Below are 24,356 nucleotides of genomic sequence, written 5' to 3'. Positions count from 1 at the left end.
ACGACCGAGAGGACTACGCTTCGTGACCATGAGCACGGGCCTGACCACGGGGCCGATCCCCGGGCCGACGGAGGGGCCGACGACCTCGTCGGACGCCCTCTCGCTGCGCGAGATGGTCTACCACCGGCTGCGCGACGAGATCCTCAACGGCCGCATCTCGCCGCGGGAGCGGCTCACCGAGCCCAAGCTGGGCAAGACGTACGACGTGTCCCGGACCCCGGTGCGCGAGGCGCTCTCGCGCCTGCTGTCCGACGGGCTCGTCGAGCGGACGGACTTCGGCTACGCCGTCGTCGTGCCGAGCCTGGAGGACCTGCGCAACCTGTACGAGCTGCGCATCACGCTCGAGCTGCGCGGCATCGCGCGCGCGATCGAGAACCCCGAGGTCCGGCACGACGTGGCCCTCCTCGGCACCGAGCTCGAGCGCTGGCAGGAGATGCGCGACACGCCTCCCGAGCCGGACCCGAGCTTCGTGGTCAAGGACGAGGGCTTCCACCAGGTGCTCTCCCGCTCGTCGGGCAACACCCAGCTCACCGACGCGCTGGTGACGGTCAACCAGAAGATCCGGGCCGTGCGCATGCACGACTTCGTCGAGACGGGGCGCATCACCGCGACGATCGACGAGCACATCGAGATCCTCGAGCTCGTGATCGCCCGCCGGCTGCCCGAGTCGCTCACCGCGCTGCACAAGCACGTGGGGGAGTCGCTCGAGGTCGTCATGGAGCGCGCGACGCACGCCATGACGCGCATGGCGCTCGCGGGCTGAGCCTCCCGTAACGCACCGTTTACCCCCCGACGCAGGGCGGGAAACACGGCCTGCATAGCGTGCTGGATACCGGGGTGTATACGCCCTGTGACCAGCGACTGCTCGGGGGAACGCCGTGTTCGACACGCTGCTCGTGGCCAACCGTGGCGAGATCGCGGTGCGCATCCTGCGCACCGCTCGCGCGATGGGGCTCAAGACGGTCGCCGTCTACTCGGACGCCGACGCCGCGGCGCCGCACGTGCGGCTCGCGGACCTCGCCGTCCGGCTCGGCCCGGCGCCCGCCGCGGAGAGCTACCTGCGCCCGGAGCTGGTGCTCGCCGCCGCCGCAGCCAGCGGTGCGGGCGCGATCCACCCCGGGTACGGGTTCCTGTCCGAGAACGCGACGTTCGCCGCGGAGGTCGAGGCGGCCGGGATGGCGTTCGTCGGCCCGGCGCCGGCCCACCTGTCGGTGTTCGGCGACAAGCACCAGGCCCGCGAGGCCGCACGGGCCGCGGGGGTGCCGCTCGTGGCAGGGTCCGGGCTGCTGGGCTCGGTCGACGAGGCGCTCGCCGCGGCGGCGGTCGTCGGGTACCCGGTGATGGTCAAGGCGGTCGGCGGGGGCGGCGGGATCGGCATGCAGGCCTGTGCGGACGCCGACCAGCTGGTCGCGGCGTTCGACCGTGTGCAGCGGCTCGCCGCCGCGAGCTTCGGCAGCGCCGGCGTCTTCCTCGAGCGGTTCGTCTCCCGGGCCCGGCACCTCGAGGTGCAGGTGTTCGGCGACGGGCTGGGCCGCGTCGTCAGCCTCGCGGACCGCGACTGCTCGCTGCAGCGCCGCAACCAGAAGGTGGTGGAGGAGGCGCCGGCTCCCGGCCTGACCGACGAGATCCGCACCCGGCTGCGCGCCTCCGCGCGGGACCTGACCGCGTCCGTGGGCTACCGGTCGGCGGGCACGGTCGAGTACGTCTACGACGTCGAGCGCGGCGAGATCTCGTTCCTCGAGGTCAACACCCGCCTCCAGGTCGAGCACCCCGTGACGGAGGCGATCACGGGCGTCGACCTCGTCGAGTGGATGCTGCGGCTCGCGCAGGGCGATCCCTCGTTCCTCGAGTCCGTGCCCGACGCCGGGCCCGCGCTCACGGGCCACGCCGTCGAGGTCCGGGTGTACGCCGAGGACCCGCGCAAGGACTACCAGCCGAGCGCCGGCCTGCTCACCGAGGTCGTCTACCCGGCCGGTGCCCGCGTCGACGCCTGGGCAGAGACCGGCCAGGAGGTCAGCAGCCACTACGACCCGATGCTCGCCAAGATCATCACGCACGCGCCGACCCGCACCGCCGCGTTCGAGGCCCAGACCGCGGCGCTCGCCGAGACGCGGATGAGCGGCCTGCAGACGAACCTGCCGCTGCTGCGGACCATCGTCGGGCTGCCGACCGTCCTCGAGGCGACCCATACGACCGGCACGCTCGCCCACGTCGGCGACGACGAGCCCTACGTCGACGTCCTGCGCGGCGGCGTCATGACCACGGTCCAGGACTGGCCCGGGCGGCTCGGGTTCTGGGACGTGGGCATCAGCCCGTCCGGGCCGATGGACGACCTGTCCTTCCGGCTCGGCAACCTCGCGGTCGGCAACCCCGAGGGGGCTCCCGGGCTCGAGTGCACGCTGGCCGGGCCACGCCTGCGGTTCAGCCACGCCGCCGTCGTCTGCGTGACCGGCGCCGACGCACCCGTGACCGTCGACGGCTCGCCGGTCGCGCAGTGGGAGCCGATCACCGTCCCGGCCGGGTCCGTGCTCGACGTGGGGACGCCGCACGAGGCGGGGCTGCGCACGTACGTGCTGATCCGTGGCGGGCTCGACGTGCCGTCGTACCTGGGGTCGGCCGCGACGTTCTCGCTCGGCGGGTTCGGCGGGTACACCGGCCGCGCGCTCGTCGTCGGCGACACCCTCGTCCCCGGCGCCGTGCCCGACGACGCGCCGGCGCCCGCGCCCGTCCCGCGCGACGTGCGGCCCGAGCTCGTGCACGCGTGGGAGGTCGCGGTCCAGGAGGGGCCGCAGCCCGCGCCGTCGTACTTCACGCACGACGACATGGACATGCTGTTCTCCGCGACCTGGCAGGTGCAGACGCACGCGAACCGCACGGGCATCCGCCTGACCGGGCCCAAGCCGCAGTGGGCGCGGCCCGACGGCGGGGAGGCCGGCCTGCACCCGTCCAACCTGCACGACAACCCGTACTCGGTGGGCGCGCTCAACGTCTCGGGAGACACCCCGATCCTGCTCGGCCCGGACGGGCCCAGCCTGGGCGGGTTCGCCTGCCCCGTGACCGTCGTGGTGGGGCACCGCTGGAAGATGGGTCAGATCCGACCCGGGGACACCGTGCGCCTCGTGCCGGTGCCCGACGAGACCGCGGCGCTGCTGCGCACGTCGGACGCGCTGCGGTCCGCCGCTCACCTGGGCGCGCACGTCGCCTCGGGCACCGACGGCGACGACGGCGTGCTCGCCCGCGTGGCCGGCGACCCCGCCGACCCGCTCGGCGTCCCCGACGTGGTGTACCTGCGCGGGGGCGACGACAACGTGCTCGTCGAGTACGGGCCGATGGTGCTCGACCTCGGGCTGCGGATGCGGGTGCACGCCCTCGGCGAGGCGTTGCGTGCCGCGGGCACACCGGGCGTCGTCGACATCACCCCCGGCGTGCGGAGCCTGCACGTGCACGTGGACCCGGCTGTGCTGACCGTGCGCGCGCTCGTTGACGTGCTCGTCGGCCTGGAGTCGGAGCTGCCCGCGACCGCCGACCTCGTGGTCCCGTCGCGGCGGGTCCACCTGCCGTTCTCGTTCGACGACCCGGTGATCGGCGAGGCCGTCGCGCGCTACCAGGCGGGCGTGCGGCCCGAGGCGCCGTGGCTGCCGTCGAACATCGAGTTCATCCGCCGGGTCAACGGGCTGGCGTCGACCGACGACGTCTTCGACACGATGCTGCGCGCCGAGTACCTCGTGCTCGGCCTCGGCGACGTGTACCTCGGGGCGCCCCTAGCGGTGCCGCTCGACCCGCGCGACCGGCTGATGACCACCAAGTACAACCCCGCTCGTACGTGGACCGCCGCCGACACCGTCGGCCTCGGTGGGCAGTACCTGTGCGTGTACGGGATGGACTCGCCGGGCGGATACCAGCTCGTCGGGCGCACCGTGCCGATCTGGTCCGGGCACCGCCAGCGGGGCGTGTTCGAGCCCGGCAAGCCGTGGCTGCTGCGGTTCTTCGACCGGGTGGTGTGGCACGCGGTCTCGGCGGAGGACCTGCTCGAGCAGCGCGCGGCGTTCGCCGCCGGACGGCTCGACGTCGAGGTGGAGCACGGCACGTTCTCCTACCGCGAGCACCTGGCGCTGCTGGCCGAGCACGCCGACGACATCGCCGCGTTCCAGGGCCGGCAGGCCACGGCGTTCGCCGCCGAGCGCGCGGCCTGGGAGGCGGCGGGCGAGTTCGACGCGCCCGACGAGCCCGCGCACTCCGGCGACCTCGGCGCCGGACCGGGTGAGATCGAGCTGCTGGACGGCTGCGTGCTCGTCGAGGCGCCCATGGTCGGCAGCGTGTGGCGCATCGAGGCCCGAGCCGGGGAGCAGGTCCGCGAGGGTGACCTGCTCGTCGCCCTCGAGGCGATGAAGCTCGAGCTGGGCGTCACGGCCCCGTCCGACGGGCGCGTGGTGCAGGTGCTCGTCACGCCCGGGCAGCTCGTCGCGCCCGGCGCCCCGCTCGCGATCCTGGAGGTGGGTGCATGAGCGACGTGCTCGTGGAGACCATGGCCGAGCAGCGCGTGCGCGACGCGTACGCGCGGATCGCGGCGGCCGACCGGCCCGAGGTCTGGATCGCGCTGGTGCCCGAGGCCGACGCGCTCGCGGCCGCACGGGTGGTCGACGCCCGGGTCGCCGCCGGCGCCGACCTCCCGCTCGCCGGGCTCACGCTCGCGGTCAAGGACAACATCGACGTCGCCGGGATGCTCACCACGGCCGGCTGCCCGTCGTACGCGACCTCGCCCGCCGGCCGCCCCGGGCCGGCCCCCGTCACCGCGCCCGCGGTCGAACGCCTCGTCGCCGCGGGCGCGGTACTGCTCGGCAAGACCAACCTCGACCAGTTCGCGACCGGGCTCGTCGGGACGCGCAGCCCGTTCGGCGCCGTCCGGCACGCGACGCTGCCCGACCGGGTGTCGGGAGGGTCGAGCTCGGGGTCCGCCGTGGCGGTCGCGCTGGGGATCGCCGACATCGGCCTCGGCACCGACACCGCGGGCTCCGGTCGGGTGCCGGCCGCGTTCGGCGGGATCGTCGGGATCAAGACCACGGTCGGCCTCGTGCCGACGTCGGGCGTCATCCCCGCCTGCCGCACGTACGACGTGGTCACGACCTTCACGCGCGACCTCGCCCTCGGCGTGCTCGCCACGCGGCTCATGGTCGGGACCGATCCGACCGACCCGTCGGGGCGGCCGTGGCCCGCCGACGTGCGGCTCGGGCTGCGGGCCGCGCCCGTCGTCGCGGTGCCCCGGCCCGACGACCTGCTCCCGCTGTCCCCGACCTGGCGCGCCGCCTTCGCCGCCGCCGTCGCCTCCGTGCGGGCGACCGGCGCGTCCACCGTCGAGGTCGACGTCTCGCCGATGCTCGAGGCCGCCCGCCTGCTGTACGACGGCGCGATCGTCGCCGAGCGGTACGAGGCTGTCGGCGCGTTCCTCGACACCGCACCACCCGACGCCGACCCGACGGTCGCCGCGATCATCGCGGCCGGCCGTGACGTCGCCGCGCACGCCTACGTCGCCGACCGGGCGACGCTCGCCGCCGCGGCCGCCCGGACCGAGGAGATCCTCGCCGGGGCGGACCTGCTCCTGCTGCCCACGACGACCGAGCACCCGACGATCGCCGCGGTGCAGGCCGACCCGGTCGCGATCAACCGGCGCCTCGGGACCTACACGAACTTCGTCAACATGCTCGACCTCGCGGCGGTCGCGGTTCCCGCGGGCACCGTCGACGGCGGACCGTTCGGCGTGACCGTGCTGGCCCGGGCGTTCGACGACCAGCTCGCCCTCGACCTGTCCGCGCGGCTGCTGCGTGAGTCCGTCGGGTCGGTGGTCGAGGCGGGCGTGGACGTCCTCGTCGTGGGCGCCCACCTGCGCGGGCAGCCGCTGCACCCCGAGCTCGAGGCGCTGGGCGCGCGGTTCGTCGCGAGCGTGCGGACGAGCGCCGCCTACCGGCTCGTCGCGCTCGACACCGTGCCCCGCAAGCCGGGGCTGGTGCGGACCGGCTCCGGGTCCCCGATCGCGGGAGAGGTGTGGCGGATGTCGGCGGGCGCGCTCGGGTCCTTCCTGGCGGCGCTGCCCGCACCGATGTCGCTCGGCCGCGCCGAGCTCGAGGACGGGAGCTGGGTCGTCGGGTTCGGGTGCACGGCCGAGGCGGGGGCCGCCGGCGTGGACGTGACCGACGCCGGGGGATGGGTCGCCGCGCTCGCCCGCGGGATCGACGCGCCGGCCGGGTGAGGCCGCGCTCCCGGGTCACGGTTCAGCGCTCCTTCCGCGTGATCCTGCGGGACAGCCCGACCGAGCCCGGTCGGGTAAACGCTGTCATCGTGTCGGAGGTCGGCGGTACGGTCCCGGAAAGGACTCGACGGCTGGGGGCCGACGATGCGACGAGCGGTGCTGTGGGGCGTGGGTGCGGGGGTGCTTGCGATCCTGATCTGGGTGGTCGAGGCGCGCAGCTTCTTCCGGCCCCTGCTCGCCGTCGCGCCCGTGGTGGTCTACGCGGTCGTGCTGCTGGTGCGGGTGGTGATGGAGCCCACCGGTGAGCGGCCCGCGCTCATCCCGCTCGCGTCCGCCCGCCGGGCTCCGCGCGACGACTCCCCGACCGTGCTCCCGTCGGCTGCGGACTCGCGAGTGGTGCTCCCGTCAGCCCCGCAGCCGGTCGCGCTGCCGCCGGACTGACGCCGGGCTCAGTGCGGGTGCGGCTCCCGGTCCCGTGCGGGGATGCGCAGACCTGACGCGCGCAGCCGGCGGATGAGGTCACCAGCGCTGACCGGGACGGCGCCGAGGCCGACGAGCTCGTCGTACCGCGCGTCCGGGATGTCGTAGTGGTCGAGGTCGAAGCTGCGCTCGGGCAGACCGGCGCGCTCGGCGAAGGCGTGCAGCTCCGCGAGGGACGAGTCGCTCACGAGGTGGGCCCAGAGGCGGTCGTGCCGCGGCCACATCGGCGGGTCGACGAGCACGGTCATCCCTCGAGCGTAGGTGCCCGCACCGCGCACCGGCGCGCGCTCACCTCGGCTCTCGACTCCGCCGATCCGTCGCGGAGACCTGGGCGGCGCAGACCGCGCGTGGCCCGACGGCTCGCGAGCTCCGGGTCACGACGGCGTGAACATGCGGGCCGCCTGGGTCTCGGCCTCCGCGTAGGTCTGCCCGGCCGCCTGCATCGCGTGGCTGATCTGGCCGAGCGCGTGGTCGAGCCGCGTGGACGCGGCGGACCACTCGTGCAGGACCGCCGCGAACTGGGTCGCGGCCGACCCGCGCCAGCTGTCCTGCAGCGCCGTGAGCTGGCGCTGCATCCCGGCGACCTCCGTCCGGATCGTCGCCGCCCGCGTCTGGACCGCGGCTGCCGCTGCGGTGACCTGGGTGCTGTCGACCTCGTACCTGCTCATGCTGCCTCCTCACCGGCCGCGCCCGGTCGGCGCGTCCCTCGGATCGACGCTAGGCGGGGCCGACGTCGTCCGGACGCGGTCGCCCGACATCGGTGGACGGGCAGCGCCCCGCGGCAGGCTGTGGTCGGCTCGACGGCCGACCGGGGCCACCAGGGTCAGGATCCGGTGGCGGTCTGCTGCGGTGCCTCGTCGGCCAGCTGGGCCTCGAACTTCGCCTGCTCCTTCTCGAGCCGCTGCAGCTCGGCGGACACGTTCTGCCGCGCGGGCTCCTCCCACGCCGCACCGAGCGGCGAGGAGAACAGGGTCGGGCGTGCCAGCAGCTTCTTCAGGATGCGGATGCGGGCCCGGACGTAGTCCTCGACGGGCAGGTGCGCGTACTCGGCGCGCACGTCGTGCAGGTACGCCTTGTAGCGCTGCGGCTCGGCGGCGAGCATCGCGAGGTCGGCGTCGCACAGGACGGCGCAGTCGAAGTCGTTGGGGTCCGGCGAGTGCCGCACCAGCGCCACCACGAGGTCGTGCACACGCTCCGCGCGCTCGTCGGGCACGCCGAGCCCGACGAGCTCGGACCGGGCGAAGCCGGCGCTCGCGGCCTCGTCCTCGCCGCCCTTGTTCGCGTAGGACTTGGAGCCGGCCGAGTCGAAGACGACGCCGTGGTACCAGGCCGCGAGGCGCACCAGGTCCGGCTCGTGCGTCTCCTCGGCGAGCTCGTCGACGCGGACCAGCACGTCGACGAGGTGCTTGAGGTTGTGGAACTCGCGGCCGGGCTCCGACCAGCGGTCGACGAGCACCTGCCCTACGTCACGGATCTGCTCGTCCGGCGCGGTGGCACCGGCTCCGCGTGCGCTGCGCTGGAAGGCCGACAGCAACCACTGCGGTGCGTCATGGACGCCCATGGAAAAACCTCACGACGGTGACTAGGACGCGCCATCGTAGCCCCGGCCGCGCGGCGATGTGAGCCGGTTCGGGCGTCGCGCGGCGCTCGACGACGCGGATCAGAAGCCGGGGCTCGCGGTCGACGGTCGGTCGGGCACCGGTGCTCCCCCGATCGGGAGCGCGACCCGGACGGTGGTGCCGCCGCCGGGCGTCTCGAACAGCGCGACCGAGCCCTCGTGCGCGGCGACGATCGCGGCCACGATCGCCATGCCGAGCCCCGAGCCGCCCGACGAGCGCCCGCGCGAGGCGTCGACGCGGTAGAACCGCTCGAACACCCGGGCGGCGTGCTCGGGGTCGATCCCGGGGCCGTGGTCGCGGACCTCAAGGACGCCGTGCTCGCCGTCCGTGCCGACCGCGATCTCCACCGCGGTGCCGGGCGGCGTGTGCCGGGCCGCGTTGCCGACGAGGTTGCTCAGCACCTGGCGCAGGCGCGGCTCGTCGCCGACCACGACGCACGGTCCGGTCGACGCGCCCTCGACGAGCGGCACGAGTCGCGGGGTCCGGCTCGGGTCCAGGGCGTGCAGGTCGCTGAGCGCGTCCGCGGCCAGCACGGTGAGGTCGACCGGCGTGCTCTGCAGCGGTCGGCCCTCGTCGAGCCGGGCCAGGGAGAGCAGGTCCTCGACGAGCCCGCCCATGCGGGTCGCGGAGTCCTCGATCCGGCGCATCGTGTCGTCGACCTGCTCGCGCTCGGTCAGGGCGCCCATCCGGTACAGCTCGCCGTAGCCGCGGATGCTCGCGAGTGGCGTGCGCAGCTCGTGCGAGGCGTCGGCGACGAACCGGCGCATGCGGGCCTCGGAGGTCGTGCGCGCGTCGAAGGCCTGCTCGATCTGGGCGAGCATCGTGTTGAGGGCCGCGCCCAGGCGGCCGACCTCGGTCGAGGCCGGCGCCGCGGGGACGCGCTGGGTCAGGTCGCCGTCGGCGATGGCCTCGGCGGTCGCCTCGATCTCGCGCAGCGGGCGCAGCGAGCGGCGGACCGCCCAGCGCCCGGCGAGCGCGCCGGCCGCGACGATCGCGATGCCGCTGAACACCAGGACGAGGAGCATCGTCCGCACGGTCTCCTGGACGCCCCCGAGCGGCAGCCCGACGGCGATCGTGCCGACGAGCTGCTGACCCTGCGTCACCGGGTAGACGACGACGCGCCACGACGAGCCCGCCTGGTCGGAGTCGACCGTGAACGGCTCGCCGTGACGGGCGAGCGCCTCGTCGACCGTGTAGGCCGGGACCTTCGGAGTGCCCCAGGTGTCGCTCACGCTCTCGCGGACGTAGTGCGCGGGCACCCCGTCGAGGTCGGTGAGCTGCAGGTAGTAGTCCGTCGGCACGTGGGACTCGTCGCTGCCGGCGCCGAACGGGTTGAACGTCGACTTCGCCGACGCCACGCCCTCGGTCTGCAGCTTGCTGTCGATCTGGTCGATCAGGCTGCGCTGGAGCAGGGTCGTCGCGACCGCCCCCGCGACGAGCAGGCCGACGGCCAGCAGCACGGTGGTGATGCTGATCAGGCGGCCGACGAGCGGCATCCGGTCCCACCGCGCGCGGGTCCGCGCGAACCGGCGGGTCCTGGCGGCGGGTGGGGCCGGCGCGAGCGGGGCCTCCGCCGTCATGCCGTCGCGCGCAGCAGGTAGCCCACGCCCCGCTTGGTGTGGATCAGGGGAGGCAGCCGCTCGCCGGACGGGCCGTCGACCTGGTCCACCTTGCGGCGCAGGTAGGAGATGTAGGACTCGACGATGTTCGCGTCGCCGCCCCAGTCGTACTGCCACACGTGGTCGAGGATCTGCGCCTTCGACAGGACGCGGCCGGGGTTGAGCATGAGGTAGCGCAGGAGCTTGAACTCGGTGGGGGACAGCTCGATCTCCTGGCCCGCGCGGCGCACCTCGTGCGAGTCGTCGTCCAGCTCGAGGTCCGCGTACCGCAGGATGCGCGCGTCGTCGTCGCGGTCGGGGCCGGTGCGCCGCAGGATCGCGCGGATCCGGGCGACGACCTCCTCCAGGCTGAACGGCTTGGTGACGTAGTCGTCGCCCCCGACCGTCAGGCCCTGCACCTTGTCCGCGGTGTCGTCGCGCGCCGTGAGGAACAGGACCGGCGTGTGCTGGCCCTTCTCGCGCAGGCGCCGCGTGACCGTGAAGCCGTCCATGTCCGGGAGCATCACGTCGAGCACCAGGAGGTCGGGCTCGACCTCGCGTGCGAGACGCAGCGCGGAGGCGCCGTCGGCGGCGGAGTGGACGTCGAACCCGGCGAACCGCAGCGACGTCGCCAGCAGCTCGCGGATGTTCGGCTCGTCGTCGACGACCAGGAGCGTCGCCTCGGGCTCGTGCGCAGTCATGCACCGATCATGGCCCGGGACGCTGAGAGTTTCCTGGACGCCACCCGGACATGAATGGCTTCCGGCATTTCGGACGAGGGCCACCCCGGCGGTACCGTCGAACGGTGACTTTCGTGCTGACCGTGGTGCAGAACGCGCCGGACGTGCCGCTCGACCGCCTCGAGGGCTGGCTGCAGGACGCGACCCTCCGAGTGGTCCGCGCCGACCTCGGCGAGACCCTTCCCTCCGTGGCCGAGCTGGGCGACGGCCTCGTCGTCCTCGGCGGGCACCAGAACGCGTACGACGACGAGGTGGCCCCGTGGCTGCCCACCCTGCGCGCGCTGCTCGCCGACGCCTCGCGCTCCGGCGTCCCCACGCTCGGCATCTGCCTCGGCGCGCAGCTGCTCGCGGTCGCCCGCGGCGGCCAGGTGGCCGTGGCCGCCCCGCCCGGGACCGAGGCCGGCGTCGTGCCGATCTTCTGGCGCCACGAGGCGGTGTCCGACGCCGTGCTCGGGCCGCTCGTCGCGGGGCTGTCCGAGCGCCGCGTCACGTGGCAGCCGACGCTCCACTCCGACGCGGTCGTGGACCTGCCGGCCGGTGCGGTGTGGCTCGCGTCGTCCAACCAGTACCCGTACCAGGCGTTCCGGATCGGCTCGGCGTGGGGCGTGCAGTTCCACCCCGAGGCCTCGACGACGACGCTGCGCGACTGGGCGACGTGGGACGGCGGCGTCGACACCGAGGCGCTCCTGGCCGACTACGCCGCGCGCGAGGCGGAGCTCGTCGAGATCGGCGAGACGCTGGTCGGCGGCTTCGTCGACCACGTGCGCGCGACGGCCGAGCAGCGCGTCGACGCCTGACAGCCCTACCCCTCGTCGGGCGTCACCTCGGTGACGGAGCCGTCCTCGACGTGCCAGCGGCGCGTGAGCCGGACGGTCTCGAGCATCCGCCGGTCGTGCGTGACCAGCAGGATCGTGCCCTCGAACGCCTCCAGCGCGGCCTCGAGCTGCTCGATCGCGGGCAGGTCGAGGTGGTTGGTCGGCTCGTCGAGCACCAGCAGGTTGACCCCGCGCGCCTGCAGCAGCGCGAGGGCCGCACGCGTGCGCTCGCCGGGTGACAGCGACGCCGCGGTGCGGTGCACCTGGTGGCCCGCGAGGCCGAACTTGGCCAGCAGCGTGCGCACGTCGGCCGTCGGCCAGTCGGGCACCTGCGCGGCGAACGCGTCGACCAGGGTGTCGTCGCCCTCGAACGCCCGCCGGGCCTGGTCCACCTCGCCGACGAGCACGCCGGCGCCGAGCTGCGCGGTGCCCTCGTCGGGCGCGAGGCGGCCCAGCAGCAGGGCCAGGAGCGTGGACTTGCCCGAGCCGTTCGGCCCCGTGACCGCGACCCGGTCCTGCCAGTCGAGCTGGAGGTCGACGGGCCCGAGCGTGAACCCGCCGCGCCGGACGACGGCCGCACGCGCCGTGGCGACCACCGCACCCGAGCGCGGCGCGCTCGCGATGCTCATCTGCAGCTGCCACTCCTTGCGCGGCTCCTCGACGCTCTCGAGGCGCTCGATGGCCTTGTCCGTCTGGCGGGCCTTGGCGGCCTGCTTCTCCGAGGTCTCGCCGCGGAAGTGCTTGATGTGCTTGTCGTTGTCCGTGGCCTTGCGCCGGGCGTTGCGCACGCCCTTCTCCATCCACGCGCGCTGCGTGCGGGCCCGCTTCTGCAGGGTCTCGAGCCGCGCGGCGTAGCCCTCGTAGGCGGCGCGGGCCTGCTCGCGGGCGATCGAGCGTTCCTCCAGGTAGGCGTCGTAGCTGCCGCCGTACACCCGCACCTGGCGCAGGCTGCGGTCGAGCTCGACCACGGACGTGACCGTGCGGCTGAGGAACTCGCGGTCGTGGCTGACGACGACGATCGGGGCGTCGGCGCGCTGCACGAAGTCCTCGAGCAGCGCGATGCCGTCGGCGTCCAGGTCGTTCGTCGGCTCGTCGAGCAGGTACAGGTCGAACCGGGACAGCAGCAGCGCCGCGAGGCCGACCCGCGCGGCCTGGCCGCCGGACAGCGCCGTCATCGGCAGGTCGAGGTCGACGTCGAGGCCGAGGTCGTCGACCACGGTGCCGACTCGGGAGTCCAGGTCGGCGCCGCCGAGGGCCAGCCAGCGCTCGAGCGCCTGGCCGTACTCGTCGTCGGAGCCGGGGGTGCCCACCGCGAGCGCGTCGGCCGCGGCGTCCATCGCGGCCTGCGCGGCGGTCACGCCCGTGCGGCGCTCCAGGTGCGCGGCGACGCTCTCGTCGGGCCGCCGCTCGACCTCCTGGGCCAGCAGCCCGAGGGCGGCGTCGGGCGGCGCGACCTGCACGGTCCCCGCCTCCGGCGCGCGCAGCCCCGCGAGGATGTGCAGGAGCGTGGACTTGCCCGAGCCGTTCGGCCCGACGAGCCCGACCACGTCACCGGGCGCGACCACGAGGTCAGCCCCGGTGAACAGCTCCCGGTCGCCGAAGCCGGCGGCGACCCCCTTCGCCTGCACCGTCGCCGTCATGCCACCCATTCTCCCTGACGTGCGCCACTCGTTTCCCGCGGCGATCAGCAGCTCGGCGCCGAGCAGGTGTGCGCGTGGGTGTGCGACACGCCGCACCGGGCGCGGCGCGTCGCACACCCACGGGTGCGCAGCGGGGGCAGCCGTCAGTCGGTGGCGGGCTCGCCGATGCCCAGGTCCTCCGCGTCCACGATCGTGTACGCGTAGCCCTGCTCCGCGAGGAAGCGCTGGCGGTGGGCGGCGAACTCCTGGTCCACGGTGTCGCGCGCGACGACCGTGTAGAAGTGCGCGGTGCGGCCGTCGCCCTTGGGGCGCATGATCCGGCCGAGCCGCTGCGCCTCCTCCTGGCGCGAGCCGAACGAGCCGGACACCTGGATCGCGACGGACGCCTCGGGCAGGTCGATCGAGAAGTTCGCGACCTTGGACACCACCAGCTTGTGGATCTCCCCGGTGCGGAACGCGTCGAACAGCCGCTGCCGCTCGCCCACGGGGGTCTGGCCCGTGATGAGGTCGGCCTGCAGGTGCTCGGCGAGCTCGTCGAGCTGGTCGAGGTACTGCCCGATGACGAGGATCTGGTCGCCCGCGTGCTTCGCGACGAGCTTCTCCACCACGTGGTTCTTGCCCGGAGCGGTGGCGGCGAGGCGGTACTTGTCCTCGGGCTCGGCGGTCGCGTAGAGCATGCGGTCGCGGTCGGGGAGCGTCAGGCGCACCTCGACGCAGTCGGCGGGCGCGATGTACCCCTGCGCCTCGATGTCCTTCCACGGCGCGTCGAACCGCTTGGGCCCGATGAGCGAGAACACCTCGTCCTCGCGGCCGTCCTCGCGGACGAGCGTCGCGGTCAGCCCGAGGCGCCGACGAGCCTGCAGGTCGGCCGTCATGCGGAAGATCGGCGCCGGCAGCAGGTGCACCTCGTCGTAGACGACCAGGCCCCAGTCGCGGGCGTCGAGCAGCTCGAGGTGCGTGTAGACGCCCTTCCGCTTGGTGGTCAGGACCTGGTAGGTCGCGATCGTGACCGGCCGGATCTCCTTGCGGGCGCCGGAGTACTCGCCGATCTCGTCCTCGGTCAGCGACGTGCGCTTGATCAGCTCGTCGCGCCACTGCCGCGCGGAGACCGTGTTGGTCACGAGGATGAGCGTCGTGGTCGACGACTTGGCCATCGCACCCGCGCCGACGAGCGTCTTGCCGGCCCCGCAGGGGAGCACCACGACCCCCGAGCCCCCGTGCCAGAACCCCTCGACGGCCTGCTTCTGGTACGGCCGCAGCTGCCAGCCGGCCTCGTCGAGCGAGATCGCGTGCGCCTCGCCGTCGACGTAGCCCGCCAGGTCCTCGGCGGGCCAGCCGAGCTTGAGCAGCACCTGCTTGAGGTGGCCGCGCTCGGAGGGGTGGACGACGACGTCGGTGTCGTCCAGCCGCGTGCCGAGCAGGCCCGCGGTCCGCTTGGAGCGGGTGACCTCGGCGAGCACCGCGGCGTCCAGGGCGTGCAGGACGAGGCCGTGCACCGGGTCCTGCACGAGCTGCAGGCGCCCGTAGCGGGACATGATGTCGGCGACGTCGACGAGCAGCGCGTGCGGGACCGGGTAGCGGCTGTACTGCAGCAGCACGTCGACGACCTGCTCGGCGTCGTGGCCCGCGGCGCGCGCGTTCCACAGGCCGAGCGGGGTCAGTCGGTAGGTGTGGACGTGCTCGGGCGCACGCTCGAGCTCGGCGAACGGGGCGATCGCGCGGCGGCAGGCGTCTGCCTGGTCGTGGTCGACCTCCAGCAGCAGGGTCTTGTCGCTCTGCACGATCAGCGGGCCGTTGGTCACGCGGTCTCCTCGTCTGCGATGCCGTCGTCGCTCTCGGGCGCGGCGACGGGTCGGGCGCGGCGGACGGACGCGATGCGGTGCACCGCGACGGTCAGCTCGGACTCGCGCTGCACGTCGGCGGCGCGCAGCCGTCCTCCGTCGATGCGCAGGGGCCGCAGCAGCCGGCGTTCCGGTCTGCCCGTGGGGCCCACCAGCTCGACCCACACGTCCGCCTTCTCGGCGACCGCCTCGCGCAGGAGCAGCAACGCGTCGCCGGGCTCGTCTGTTCCGTCGTCGGCGGCCGGGGCGGGCGCGCGTGCCGGCGCGACGGGCTCGGGTGCCCGCAGCCGGGCGACCAGAGCAGTGAGCTCGGCGGCGGTGGCCTGGGCCGGTGCCTCGGTGCCGGCGCGCCGGCTCGCGGCGGCCCGGCCGCGCCGGCCGACCCGCCGCACCTCCCGCGCCACGTGCAGGACGTGCCCGTCGGGCGTCTCGGCGGCGGGCGCGAGCCCCTGCGCGCGCAGGGCGTCGATGAGCTCGCGCGTCGGCGCCTGCGCGGCGAGCACCGTCGGCGCGAGCGTGAACAGGCCGAGCCCGGACAGCTTGGGGTTGTCGACCAGCCCGGCCAGCAGCGCGGGGTCGTCGCTGCGCAGGTAGCTCGAGGCGGCGCCCGCACGCAGGCGGCCGTGCCGGCGCGCGGCGTCGCGCACCAGGTACTCGAGCGGCTGGGGCACGGGCCCGCGCGCGAACCGTGCGAGCTCGGCCAGGAGCCCCTCGGCGGTCGCGCCGTCGTCGAACGCGAGGCGCACGGTGTCCGCCGTGAAGCGGACGGTCACCGCGCCGCCGCGGGACTCGACGCGCGCCGTGCGGGCGATGAGGGACTCGAGCTCGTCGCTCGGCCGGCCCGGGACGATGCCGGTGAGGTCGCCCTGCAGCAGGATCTCGTCGAGCGAGGGGGGCAGCGTCGCCTCGAAGGTCGCCGCCGCCTCGTCGGCCGACGAGAGCAGGGCCCGGCCGGCGTCCGAGAGCGCACCCGCGCCCAGCACGCCTACGTCGGCGGCCTCGGCCAGCACGGCGGCCACGGCGGACACCGGCGGCACCGACCGCGGCGTGCGCCACGCCAGCACCTCGAGCACGGCGTCGGCGTCGGGCGCGGCGCCGGCGGGCTGGGCCGCGAGCATGCCGAGCACCGACCGGCGCAGGCGGGGGGCCCACGCGCGGTGCAGGTCCGGGCTCAGCGCCGGGCGGACCGTGCCGGCCTCGTCGCGCCCGCCGACGAGCCACGGCGTGCGGCTGGTCGCGAGCCACGTCGAGGCGAGCAGCGCCCACCGGGTGGCGACGGGCGCGAGCGACCACTCGTCCATCGCGACGGTGGGGACGAACGACGGCAGCTCCTCGCCGTCGTCGCCCACGAGCCCGGCGGCGGCGGCCAGCTCGACGACCAGCGCGGCCAGCCGCTCGTCGACCTCGAGCTCGGCGGCCACGCGACGCAGCTCGCGCACGCCCAGACCTCCCGAGCGGAGCACCCCGGCGGGGCTCTCCTCCCAGACGCGGCCGAGCTGGGCGACGAGGCGGACGATGCGCTCGCCCGCGTCGGTCGACTCCGCCGCGACGGTCGCGGGCAGCCGGGTGGCGAAGTGCGGCTGCGGCGCGAGGGCGGCGGCGCGGTGCGTGCGGCCCGAGCGCAGCGCCAGCGCCACGGTGCGGGGGAGCACGACGTGCCGGCCGTCGCCCATCACGAGCAGGCGGCGGCGGACCATCCAGTCGACCGCCGCGGCGGTCGCGGTGGCGTTGGACGGAGCCAGGCCCACGGGCGGTCCCCACGTGAGCGCCTCGAGGACCGGGGCGACGCCGGCCGGTGCGTCGGGCAGCACGTCGACGACGTCGCCCGGTGGGTCGGTCGGTGACGCGGGCGCCAGGCCGGCGGGGTACGGGCCGAGCAGCTCGGCCAGGCCCGGGGCCGGGTGCAGGCCGTCTTCGTCGCGGAACAGCAGGGCGAGCTCGCCGGCGCGCTCGAGCGCGGAGTCGACGAGCACCACGCCCGCGGGGGTGTCCGCGATCGCCGCCCGGACGTCTGCGTCGGGCCCGAGTGCGACGACGGCCTCGAGCACCTGCAGCACCCCGGCGTCGACCGAGGCCAGCGCGCGCTCCAGGCTCCCGCGGCTCGTCGCGCGCACTCCCAGCGAGGCGATGGTCGTCGGCGAGGGGGTGGCGAGGTCCGGGCGGCCACGCAGCAGCGCGACGAGATCGTCGTCGGAGCGCGACCGCAGGAAGCCGGTGAAGGTGGACATCCGTCCCACGATACGTGGGCGGGTGTGAGCCGGGTAACGTCCAGGAGTTGAACCACCGACGATCGGAGTCCGGCGTGCCCCTGTCCGAGCAGATCCTGGCCGGCCTGCGGGCCGACGCGTCCGCCCAGCTCCCGCAGGTCGCCGAGCTGCGGCACGCGCTGCACCGCGTCCCCGAGATCGGGCTGGACCTGCCGCTCACGCAGCAGATCGTGCTCGACGCGCTCGCGGACCTGGACCTCGAGGTCAGCACGGGCACGGCGCTCTCGTCGGTCACCGCCGTCCTGCGCGGGGCCCGACCCGGGCCGGCCGTGCTGCTGCGGGGCGACATGGACGCGCTGCCCGTGACCGAGGACAGCGGCGAGGACTTCACGTCCGAGCACGTGGGCGTCATGCACGCGTGCGGGCACGACCTGCACGTCGCGGGCCTCGTGGCCGCGGCCCGGCTGCTGGCCGCCCGCCGCGACGAGATCGCCGGGTCGGTCGTCCTCATGTTCCAGCCTGGCGAGGAGGGCGACGGCGGGGCCGAGCAGATGATCGCCGAGGGCGTGCTGGACGCCGCGGGCGAGCGCGTCGTCGCGGCGTACGGCGTGCACGTGGCCTCGGCGCTGCTGCCGACCGGCGTGGTGTCCGGCCGAGCGGGCACGGAGATGGCGGCCGCCGACTCGTTGCGGGTCACGGTGCACGGCAAGGGCGGCCACGGCTCGGCACCGCACCGCGCTCTCGACCCGGTGCCGGTCGCGGCGGAGATCGTGCTCGCCCTCCAGGCGATGGTCACGCGCCGGTTTGACGCGTTCGACCCGGTCGTCGTCACCGTCGGGGCGATCCTGGCCGGCACGACGAACAACGTGATCCCGGAGCAGGCCGAGCTCCAGGTCACCGTCCGCACCTTCTCGCACGCGACGTGGGAGGTGGTGCCCGCCATGATCACGACGCTGTGCGAGAGCATCGCCGCCGCGCACGGCCTCACCGCGACGGTCGACTACCTGCGCGGCTACCCGGTCACGGTGAACGACTCCGACGAGCTCGACCGCACCGCGCGCCTCACGCGCGAGCTGTTCGGCGAGCAGGCGTGGCAGACGATGCCGCAGCCGCTGGCCGGCGCCGAGGACTTCTCCTACGTGCTCGAGCAGGTGCCGGGCTCGTTCGTCTTCGTCAGCGCGACGCCCGCGGGCGTGGACGCGCGCACCGCCCCCTACAACCACTCGGCGCAGGCCGTGTTCTCCGACGACGCGCTCGTCATCGGCCCCGCGCTGCTCGCCGCGCTCGCGCTCGACCGGCTCGGTGACGCGGCCGCCAGGTGATGAACGCGGGCCAGGGCCGGTAACCTGGACCCAGACGTCTCCCAGCACACCCAGAGAACGAGGTACGCCGTGCCCACCGGCAAGGTCAAGTGGTTCGATGCCGAGCGCGGGTTCGGGTTCATCGCCGGCGACGACGGCGGCGAGGTCTTCCTGCACGCCTCGGCCCTCCCCGACGGCGTGACGCCGTCGGTCGGCACCAAGGTCGACTTCGGCGTGGCCGACGGCCGCCGCGGCCCCCAGGCGCTGTCCGTGAAGATCCTCGACCCGCTGCCCACGGTCGCGAAGGTCGTGCGCAAGCCGGTCGACGACATGGCCGTGATCATCGAGGACCTCATCAAGGTGCTGGACCGCGTCGGCAACGACCTGCGCCGCGGCCGCTACCCGGAGAAGGCCCGCGCCGTGCAGTACGGCACGCTCCTGCGGGCCGTCGCCGCCGACCTCGAGGCCTGACGTGGCCACCGCCACCAAGGACGCCGTTCTCGGCTCGGCCGTCGACCTCGCCCGCAAGGTCGCGATCGAGCTCGCCGGCAACCCCGCGGACGTCGGCGAGCACCTCGGCGTCGTCGTCGAGGGCGAGCGCCTCGTCTCCCACCGGTTCGCCTCCCTGGCCCGCGGCTACCGCGGCTGGGAGTGGACGGTCACCGTCTCGCGCGTGCCGCGCGGCCGCATCGCGACCGTGTGCGAGGCCGAGCTGCTGCCCGGCGACGACGCGATCCTCGGCACCGACTGGGTGCCGTGGTCCGAGCGCCTGCGCCCGGGCGACGTCGGCCCCGGCGACGTCCTGCCCTTCCGCGCCGACGACCCGCGCCTCGAGCCCGGCTGGACGCCCTCGGGCGACCCCGAGCTCGACGAGGTCGCGATCGACGAGCTCGCGCTGGCGCGCGTGCGCGTGCTCTCGCCGCAGGGACGCGACGAGGCCGCCGAGCGCTGGTTCCGCGGGTCGAACGGCCCGACGAGCCCCGGCTCGCTCGCCTCGGCAGCGGCGTGCCAGACCTGCGGCTTCCTCGTCCCGCTGCAGGGTGCGCTGGGCACCGTGTTCGGGGTGTGCGCCAACGAGTGGTCGCCCGACGACGGCAAGGTGGTCAGCCTGGAGCACGGGTGCGGCGCGCACTCGGAGACCGGCAGCGAGCCCGTCCCGACCGAGTGGCCCGAGTCCGCGCCGCTGATCGACGAGCTGCGGATCGACGTGATCCCCGCGCTGTCGACGCTGCCGCACGCGACGCCGGAGGTGGACGTGGCCGTCGAGGCCCAGGCCGACGAGGCCGAGCCCGCCGACGACTCCGCACCGGCCGACGACGTGGCACCGGCCGACGACGTCCTCGACGGTCCGACCGAGGTGGCGCCAGCCGCCGACGACGAGCCGGTGGCACACTCGGAGCCGTGACGGTCGACCCCTTCGGCACTGCCGCGCTCCGTGCGGCCGCCCTCGGGGCCTGGAAGGCGTCGCCCGCGCGACTGCGCGAGGACGCCAACGTCGAGGAGGACCACGCCCGCGGCTACTACCGCGACCGCGTGGTCGTCGAGCTCGCGCAGAACGCCGCCGACGCCGCCGTGCGCGCGGGCGTGCCCGGCCGGCTCCTGCTGCGCCTCGCGCGCACCGGCGAGGGCACGACCTTCGTCGCGGCGAACACGGGCGCCCCGCTCGACGAGGCGGGCGTCGCGTCGCTGGCCTCGATGCGCGCGTCCTCGAAGCGGGACGCGGGCACGCACGCGGTCGGCCGGTTCGGGGTCGGGTTCGCGGCCGTCCGGGCGGTCGCCGACGAGGTCAGCGTGCTGTCCACGACCGGCGGCGCCCGCTTCAGCCTGCGCGACACGGCGGCCCTGCTCGCCCAGGCGGGCGCCGACGTCCCGTCGCTGGCCGACGAGGTCCGGCGCCGCGACGGCTCGCTGCCGGCCCTGCGGCTGCCCCTGCCGGCCGACGGTCGCCCCCCGACGGGCTACGACACCGCCGTGGTCCTCGAGCTGCGCGACGAGGTCGCCGCCGACGAGGTCCGCGCGCTGCTCCGCGCGGTCGGCGACCCGCTGCTGCTCGCGCTGCCCGGCCTCGTCGAGATCCTGGTCGAGGACGGCGACGAGGCTCCCCGGCGGCTCGCGCACGTCGAGGACCGCTGGACGGTCGCGTCCGACGAGGGTGAGCTGCCGCTCGCGCTGCTCGCCGACCGCCCCGTGGAGGAGCGGTCCGCACGCGCGTGGCGCGTCACGTGGGCGGTCCCCGCGCCGCAGGGCTGGGCCGACGAGCGACGCAGGGCTGCCGACCGCGTGGTGCACGCGCCCACGCCGACCGACGACCCGCTCGACCTGCCCGCCCTGCTGGTCGCGACCCTGCCGCTCGACCCCACCCGCCGCCACGTCGCCCCGGGACCGCTGACCGACGCGGTGCTCGACCACGCCGCCGACGTCTACGCCGACCTCGCCCGCCGGCTGGCCGAGGCCGACGGCGACCCGCTCGCCCTGGTCCCGACCGGCCTCGGCGCGGGCCCGATCGACGCCGCGCTGCGCCCCCGCCTCGTCGCCGCGCTCGCTCGCACCCCGCTGCTCGCGGCGGCGGCCGACCCCGGCCGCCGGGTCGCGGCCGGCATGGCGGTCGCCCTCGCGGGCGCGGTGCAGCCGGCCGCGCTCGCCGCCCTCGGTCGTCGCGTCGCGGGCCTCGTCGTGCTGCCGCCGGGGCGCGAGACCCAGGCGCGCGCGCTGGGCGTCGACGTCCGGACGCTCGCCGACCTGGTCGAGGAGCTGCCCGCCGCCGAGCCGGGCGAGTGGCCCGCCCTCTACGAGGCGCTCGCGTCCCTCGCCCAGGACGGCCCGCAGCGCGAGGCCCTCGGGTCGCTGCCGGTGCCGCTCGTCGACGGTCGGGTCGTGCGCGGCGCGCGCGGGCTGGTCGTGCCGACCGGGGAGGTCGACGCCGAGGCGCTCGCGGTCGTCGCGGGCTGGGGCGTGCGGATCGTCGACCCCGGGGCCGTGCACCCGCTGCTCGAGCGGGTCGGCGCGCAGCCCGCGGATGCGCTCGCGCTGCTGCGCCGCCCGGAGGTCCGGCGGGCCGTGCTCGACGAGCCCGACGCCGGCACGACCGTGGCGACCGTCCTGGCGCTCGCCGCCGCCGCCGGGCGCCTCCCCGACGACGTCCGCGCCTGGACCGGGCTCCTCGAGCTCGAGGCCGCCGACGGCGAGCCGACCCCAGCCGACGGGCTCGTCCTGCCGGGATCGCCTGCGGCCGAGCTCCTGGACCCCCGGGTCGTGGCTCCGCTCGCGCGCGACCTGCTGGACCGCTGGGGCGCCGAGGTGCTCGTCGCGGTGGGCGTGCGCGGTGACCTCGTCGTGCTCACGGTCGAGGACGTGCTGGCGGACCCCGCCTCGGTGGGTGAGGGCGACGACCCGGCAGCGCTGCAGGCGCAGTCGCTGGACGGCTGGGAGGACTACCTCGAGGACCTGGGCGAGGTGCTCGGCGCGGGCGCGTACGTGGGGCAGGTCGCCGCGGTCGCCGACCTCGACGCGGTGGGTGACGGGCGCTGGCCGGCGGTCCTCGCGCGGCTCGCGGGCGACCCGGACCTGCGTCGTGCCCTGCTCGACCCCGTGCGCTCCGAGACCGGCACCGTGGGGCCGTCGTACACGGCCTGGTGGCTGCGCGAGCGCGGTGACCTGGACCTGCGGGAGCCGTTCGTCGTGGGCGGAGAGCCGGACGCGCTGGTGCGCGCCGCCCCGGCGTCCGTGCGCGGGCTCGACGAGGAGGTGCAGCGGGCGCTCGGCGGGATCGGCGGTCCGGGTGACCTCGACGGACCCACGTGGATGCGGGTGCTCGCGCGCTGGGGCGATGGGTCCCGCGAGGTCGACGTGCGGGTCGCGACGTCGGTGTGGCGGTGGGCGGCGCCCGACGAGCCGCCCGACCGGCTGCCGGCGCTCGTGGACCTCGGGCGGATCGAGATCGTCGCCGCGGCGCGGGCCGCCGTCGCCGACTCGCCCATGTGGTGGCAGCGGACGGACGTCGCCGCGATGGTGCCCGCGACCGACGTCGACCGGGCGGTCGAGGCGTTCGACCTGCCGCGCGCCTCCGAGCTGGCGGCGGGCCTCGTCGACGACGGCGGCACGACCTCGACCGTGCCCGCCGCGGTGGCACCGGTGCTGCCGGGCGCACCCCGGACGTGGACCGAGCACGACGAGCTGACGGTCGACGGCGTGCCGGTGGACTGGTGGGTCGAGGACGGCCACCCGCACGCCGTGCACCTGTCCGGGCTCGCGTCGGCCCTCGCGCAGGCGGCCGGTCGGTGGGACCTGCGCTACGCGCTCGAGGCCGTCCTCGTCGACCCGGAGCGGGCCGTGGAGGTGGCGGTCGACGTGCTGGCGTGACGCGTCAGGACTCGGTCGTCGTCCGGTGCCGGCGCGCCCAGTCCCAGCCCACGACGCCCAGCACCGCCCCCGTCGCGCAGACCGCGACCGGGATGCCGCCGATCGTGTCGGTCAGCCACAGCACGGCGGCGACCACGAGGGCGACGAGCCACAGACCCGTGCCGATCGTCATGACGCGGCCGAGGTCCACGTCGAGCGGCGCCACGGGGGCGTCGTCGGGGGACCTGCGCCGGGAGGGGGAAGCCACGCCCGAAGCCTACGCGGCCCGCTCCCCGCCCATGGCCGTCGCGGCCGTGAGGGCCTCGGGCATCACGTGCAGGTAGATGCGCGCGACGTCGACCGGGTCGAACCCCGTCGCGACGACCGCGGCGGTGTCGTCGGCCTCGTGGGCGAGCACCGCGTCGAGCACGCCACCGTAGAAGCCGCCGCCGCCCCGGAGCCCGCGGGCCAGCTCGGCCGAGACGCCGGAGCGCTCGACGACCGAGTCGACGGACAGGTCGAGGGCGCCGGCGAGGCCCGAGAGCATGCCGACCGTGTACGCGGCGTCGTCGTCGCCGGCGAGCCGCCAGCAGGCGAGCGCGCGCGTGATGACCGACCACAGGACGTCGACCGCGGCCGGGTGACCGCTCACGACCATCGACGTGACCAGGGCGGACAGGCGGCGGGGCCCGAGCAGGCCGACCGCGCGCGGCAGCGAGTCGATGTGGTGGCTGAGCCCGGTCGCCGAGGCGTTGACGACCTGCAGCACGCGCATGGACAGCTCGGGGTCGAACGAGACCGCGCGGACGACCTTGCCGTGGTCCGGGACCTCGGCCGAGAGCAGGCGCAGGAGCTGCAGGTGCTGCACCTCGCCGGCCGAGACGGCGCGACCCTCGTCGGGGTCCTGGCGACGGACGAGCGCGCGCTGCATGAGGTCCATCGACAGCTCGTGCGCGAGGCTCGCCCGCTCACGGGTGTCGGCGTGCTCGCCGACCGCCCACGCGCCGCCCTCGTGGATGCGCTCGACGAGGAGCGCCAGGCGGTCCGGGTCGCTGCGCAGGTCGACCTTGACGAGGTCGGCGAACGGCAGCAGCGCGTCCTGCGCGGGGGTCGCGGCGTAGCCGGACAGCGCGAGGCCCGCGCCACGCTCGCGCAGCTGGGCGAGGAGCTCGTCGGCGTCGTCCTGGCGGGCGACGGCCGCGGGCACCTCGGCGACGAGCGCGCGCGGGGTCACCGGCAGCGGCAGGTCGCCGCGCAGCATGCGCGCCCCGATCCGGAGCACCACGGGGCGGTCGCCCACGAGCTGGCCGAAGTCGGTCGCCGCGTACTGCTCGTCGGCGAGACGCTCCTCGGCCGCGGGCGTGATCAGCGCGTCCTGCGGGTCCGCCACGTCGGCACGCACCGCGTATCCGAACAGGGATCCGTCCGGGTGGACGACGGCCTGCCGCCGGATGGCGACACGGCTGGATGATGACATCGACTGCCTCCTCGACTGAGCACTCCACCCGCCCATCGGCCGGGAGCGCCCAGGTG

General features: G+C 75.3%; 19 protein-coding genes. 9 read left to right on the top strand and 10 right to left on the bottom strand.

Features of this window, described 5'->3' with window-relative positions:
* Nucleotides 1–28 precede the first annotated feature (28 nt).
* The 4 genes from EDF34_RS10630 to EDF34_RS10615 all read left to right on the top strand — a co-directional run bounded on the left by EDF34_RS10630 (nucleotide 29) and on the right by EDF34_RS10615 (nucleotide 6,685).
* A complete protein-coding gene (locus tag EDF34_RS10630) occupies nucleotides 29–763 on the top strand; it encodes a GntR family transcriptional regulator (protein ID WP_123371452.1) in 735 nt (244 codons plus the stop codon).
* Between the two features lie 115 nt (nucleotides 764–878).
* The gene (uca, locus tag EDF34_RS10625; RefSeq protein WP_123371450.1) at nucleotides 879–4,505 is read left to right on the top strand and encodes an urea carboxylase; all 3,627 of its coding nucleotides are present in this window, start codon (nucleotides 879–881) and stop codon (nucleotides 4,503–4,505) included.
* Nucleotides 4,502–6,244: an allophanate hydrolase gene (atzF, locus tag EDF34_RS10620; protein WP_199737824.1), complete on the top strand. Its 1,743-nt coding sequence runs from the start codon at nucleotides 4,502–4,504 to the stop codon at nucleotides 6,242–6,244. The genes uca and atzF overlap by 4 nt, the downstream gene beginning before the upstream one ends.
* A gap of 180 nt (nucleotides 6,245–6,424) precedes the next feature.
* Nucleotides 6,425–6,685 (top strand): hypothetical protein, encoded by a 261-nt coding sequence (locus tag EDF34_RS10615; RefSeq protein ID WP_148076615.1) that lies wholly within the window; start codon nucleotides 6,425–6,427, stop codon nucleotides 6,683–6,685.
* Between the two features lie 8 nt (nucleotides 6,686–6,693).
* On the opposite strand, the gene EDF34_RS10610 is transcribed toward EDF34_RS10615, so the two are convergent.
* The 5 genes from EDF34_RS10610 to EDF34_RS10590 all read right to left on the bottom strand — a co-directional run bounded on the left by EDF34_RS10610 (nucleotide 6,694) and on the right by EDF34_RS10590 (nucleotide 10,642).
* On the bottom strand, nucleotides 6,694–6,972 hold the full coding sequence (locus EDF34_RS10610; protein ID WP_123371446.1) for a DUF4031 domain-containing protein: 279 nt from the start codon (nucleotides 6,970–6,972) through the stop codon (nucleotides 6,694–6,696).
* A 126-nt stretch (nucleotides 6,973–7,098) separates the two neighbouring features.
* A complete protein-coding gene (locus tag EDF34_RS10605) occupies nucleotides 7,099–7,392 on the bottom strand; it encodes a WXG100 family type VII secretion target (RefSeq protein ID WP_123371444.1) in 294 nt (97 codons plus the stop codon).
* 155 nt (nucleotides 7,393–7,547) lie between these two features.
* Entirely contained in the window at nucleotides 7,548–8,285 is a 738-nt protein-coding gene (locus tag EDF34_RS10600; RefSeq protein WP_123371442.1) for a hypothetical protein, read from the bottom strand.
* A 99-nt stretch (nucleotides 8,286–8,384) separates the two neighbouring features.
* Nucleotides 8,385–9,923 carry a cell wall metabolism sensor histidine kinase WalK gene (locus tag EDF34_RS10595; protein WP_123371441.1) on the bottom strand — a complete coding sequence of 513 codons (1,539 nt, stop codon included), beginning with the start codon at nucleotides 9,921–9,923 and terminating at the stop codon, nucleotides 8,385–8,387.
* Nucleotides 9,920–10,642 carry a response regulator transcription factor gene (locus EDF34_RS10590; protein WP_123371439.1) on the bottom strand — a complete coding sequence of 241 codons (723 nt, stop codon included), beginning with the start codon at nucleotides 10,640–10,642 and terminating at the stop codon, nucleotides 9,920–9,922. The genes EDF34_RS10595 and EDF34_RS10590 overlap by 4 nt, the downstream gene beginning before the upstream one ends.
* A gap of 104 nt (nucleotides 10,643–10,746) precedes the next feature.
* Between EDF34_RS10590 and EDF34_RS10585 the strand changes: the two genes are divergently transcribed.
* Nucleotides 10,747–11,478: a type 1 glutamine amidotransferase gene (locus EDF34_RS10585; RefSeq protein ID WP_233575328.1), complete on the top strand. Its 732-nt coding sequence runs from the start codon at nucleotides 10,747–10,749 to the stop codon at nucleotides 11,476–11,478.
* A gap of 5 nt (nucleotides 11,479–11,483) precedes the next feature.
* On the opposite strand, the gene EDF34_RS10580 is transcribed toward EDF34_RS10585, so the two are convergent.
* From EDF34_RS10580 to EDF34_RS10570, 3 genes are all read right to left on the bottom strand, one after another.
* Nucleotides 11,484–13,136, bottom strand: coding sequence for an ABC-F family ATP-binding cassette domain-containing protein (locus tag EDF34_RS10580; RefSeq protein ID WP_123371435.1), 1,653 nt, complete (start codon nucleotides 13,134–13,136; stop codon nucleotides 11,484–11,486).
* A 143-nt stretch (nucleotides 13,137–13,279) separates the two neighbouring features.
* Entirely contained in the window at nucleotides 13,280–14,938 is a 1,659-nt protein-coding gene (locus EDF34_RS10575; protein WP_123371433.1) for a DNA repair helicase XPB, read from the bottom strand.
* On the bottom strand, nucleotides 14,935–17,205 hold the full coding sequence (locus tag EDF34_RS10570) for a helicase-associated domain-containing protein (RefSeq protein WP_123371431.1): 2,271 nt from the start codon (nucleotides 17,203–17,205) through the stop codon (nucleotides 14,935–14,937). The genes EDF34_RS10575 and EDF34_RS10570 overlap by 4 nt, the downstream gene beginning before the upstream one ends.
* 47 nt (nucleotides 17,206–17,252) lie before the next feature.
* Here EDF34_RS10570 and EDF34_RS10565 point away from each other — a divergent pair, with 47 nt between their 5' ends.
* From EDF34_RS10565 to EDF34_RS10550, 4 genes are all read left to right on the top strand, one after another.
* A complete protein-coding gene (locus EDF34_RS10565; protein WP_233575327.1) occupies nucleotides 17,253–18,506 on the top strand; it encodes a M20 family metallopeptidase in 1,254 nt (417 codons plus the stop codon).
* Between the two features lie 69 nt (nucleotides 18,507–18,575).
* Nucleotides 18,576–18,956 carry a cold-shock protein gene (locus EDF34_RS10560; RefSeq protein WP_123371429.1) on the top strand — a complete coding sequence of 127 codons (381 nt, stop codon included), beginning with the start codon at nucleotides 18,576–18,578 and terminating at the stop codon, nucleotides 18,954–18,956.
* A 1-nt stretch (nucleotide 18,957) separates the two neighbouring features.
* Entirely contained in the window at nucleotides 18,958–19,890 is a 933-nt protein-coding gene (locus EDF34_RS10555) for a DUF3027 domain-containing protein (RefSeq protein WP_123371428.1), read from the top strand.
* A complete protein-coding gene (locus tag EDF34_RS10550; RefSeq protein ID WP_123371426.1) occupies nucleotides 19,887–22,844 on the top strand; it encodes a sacsin N-terminal ATP-binding-like domain-containing protein in 2,958 nt (985 codons plus the stop codon). The genes EDF34_RS10555 and EDF34_RS10550 overlap by 4 nt, the downstream gene beginning before the upstream one ends.
* Nucleotides 22,845–22,848: 4 nt before the next feature.
* Here the strand turns inward: EDF34_RS10550 and EDF34_RS10545 are convergent, their stop codons facing one another.
* A complete protein-coding gene (locus EDF34_RS10545; RefSeq protein WP_158615080.1) occupies nucleotides 22,849–23,091 on the bottom strand; it encodes a DUF2530 domain-containing protein in 243 nt (80 codons plus the stop codon).
* Between the two features lie 9 nt (nucleotides 23,092–23,100).
* Nucleotides 23,101–24,300 carry an EAL and HDOD domain-containing protein gene (locus EDF34_RS10540; RefSeq protein ID WP_123371425.1) on the bottom strand — a complete coding sequence of 400 codons (1,200 nt, stop codon included), beginning with the start codon at nucleotides 24,298–24,300 and terminating at the stop codon, nucleotides 23,101–23,103.
* Between the last annotated feature and the right edge of the window lie 56 nt (nucleotides 24,301–24,356).

The organism is Cellulomonas sp. PhB150, from assembly GCF_003755175.1.
Lineage (GTDB): Bacteria > Actinomycetota > Actinomycetes > Actinomycetales > Cellulomonadaceae > Cellulomonas.
This window is presented reverse-complemented; position numbering and strand designations above follow the sequence as displayed.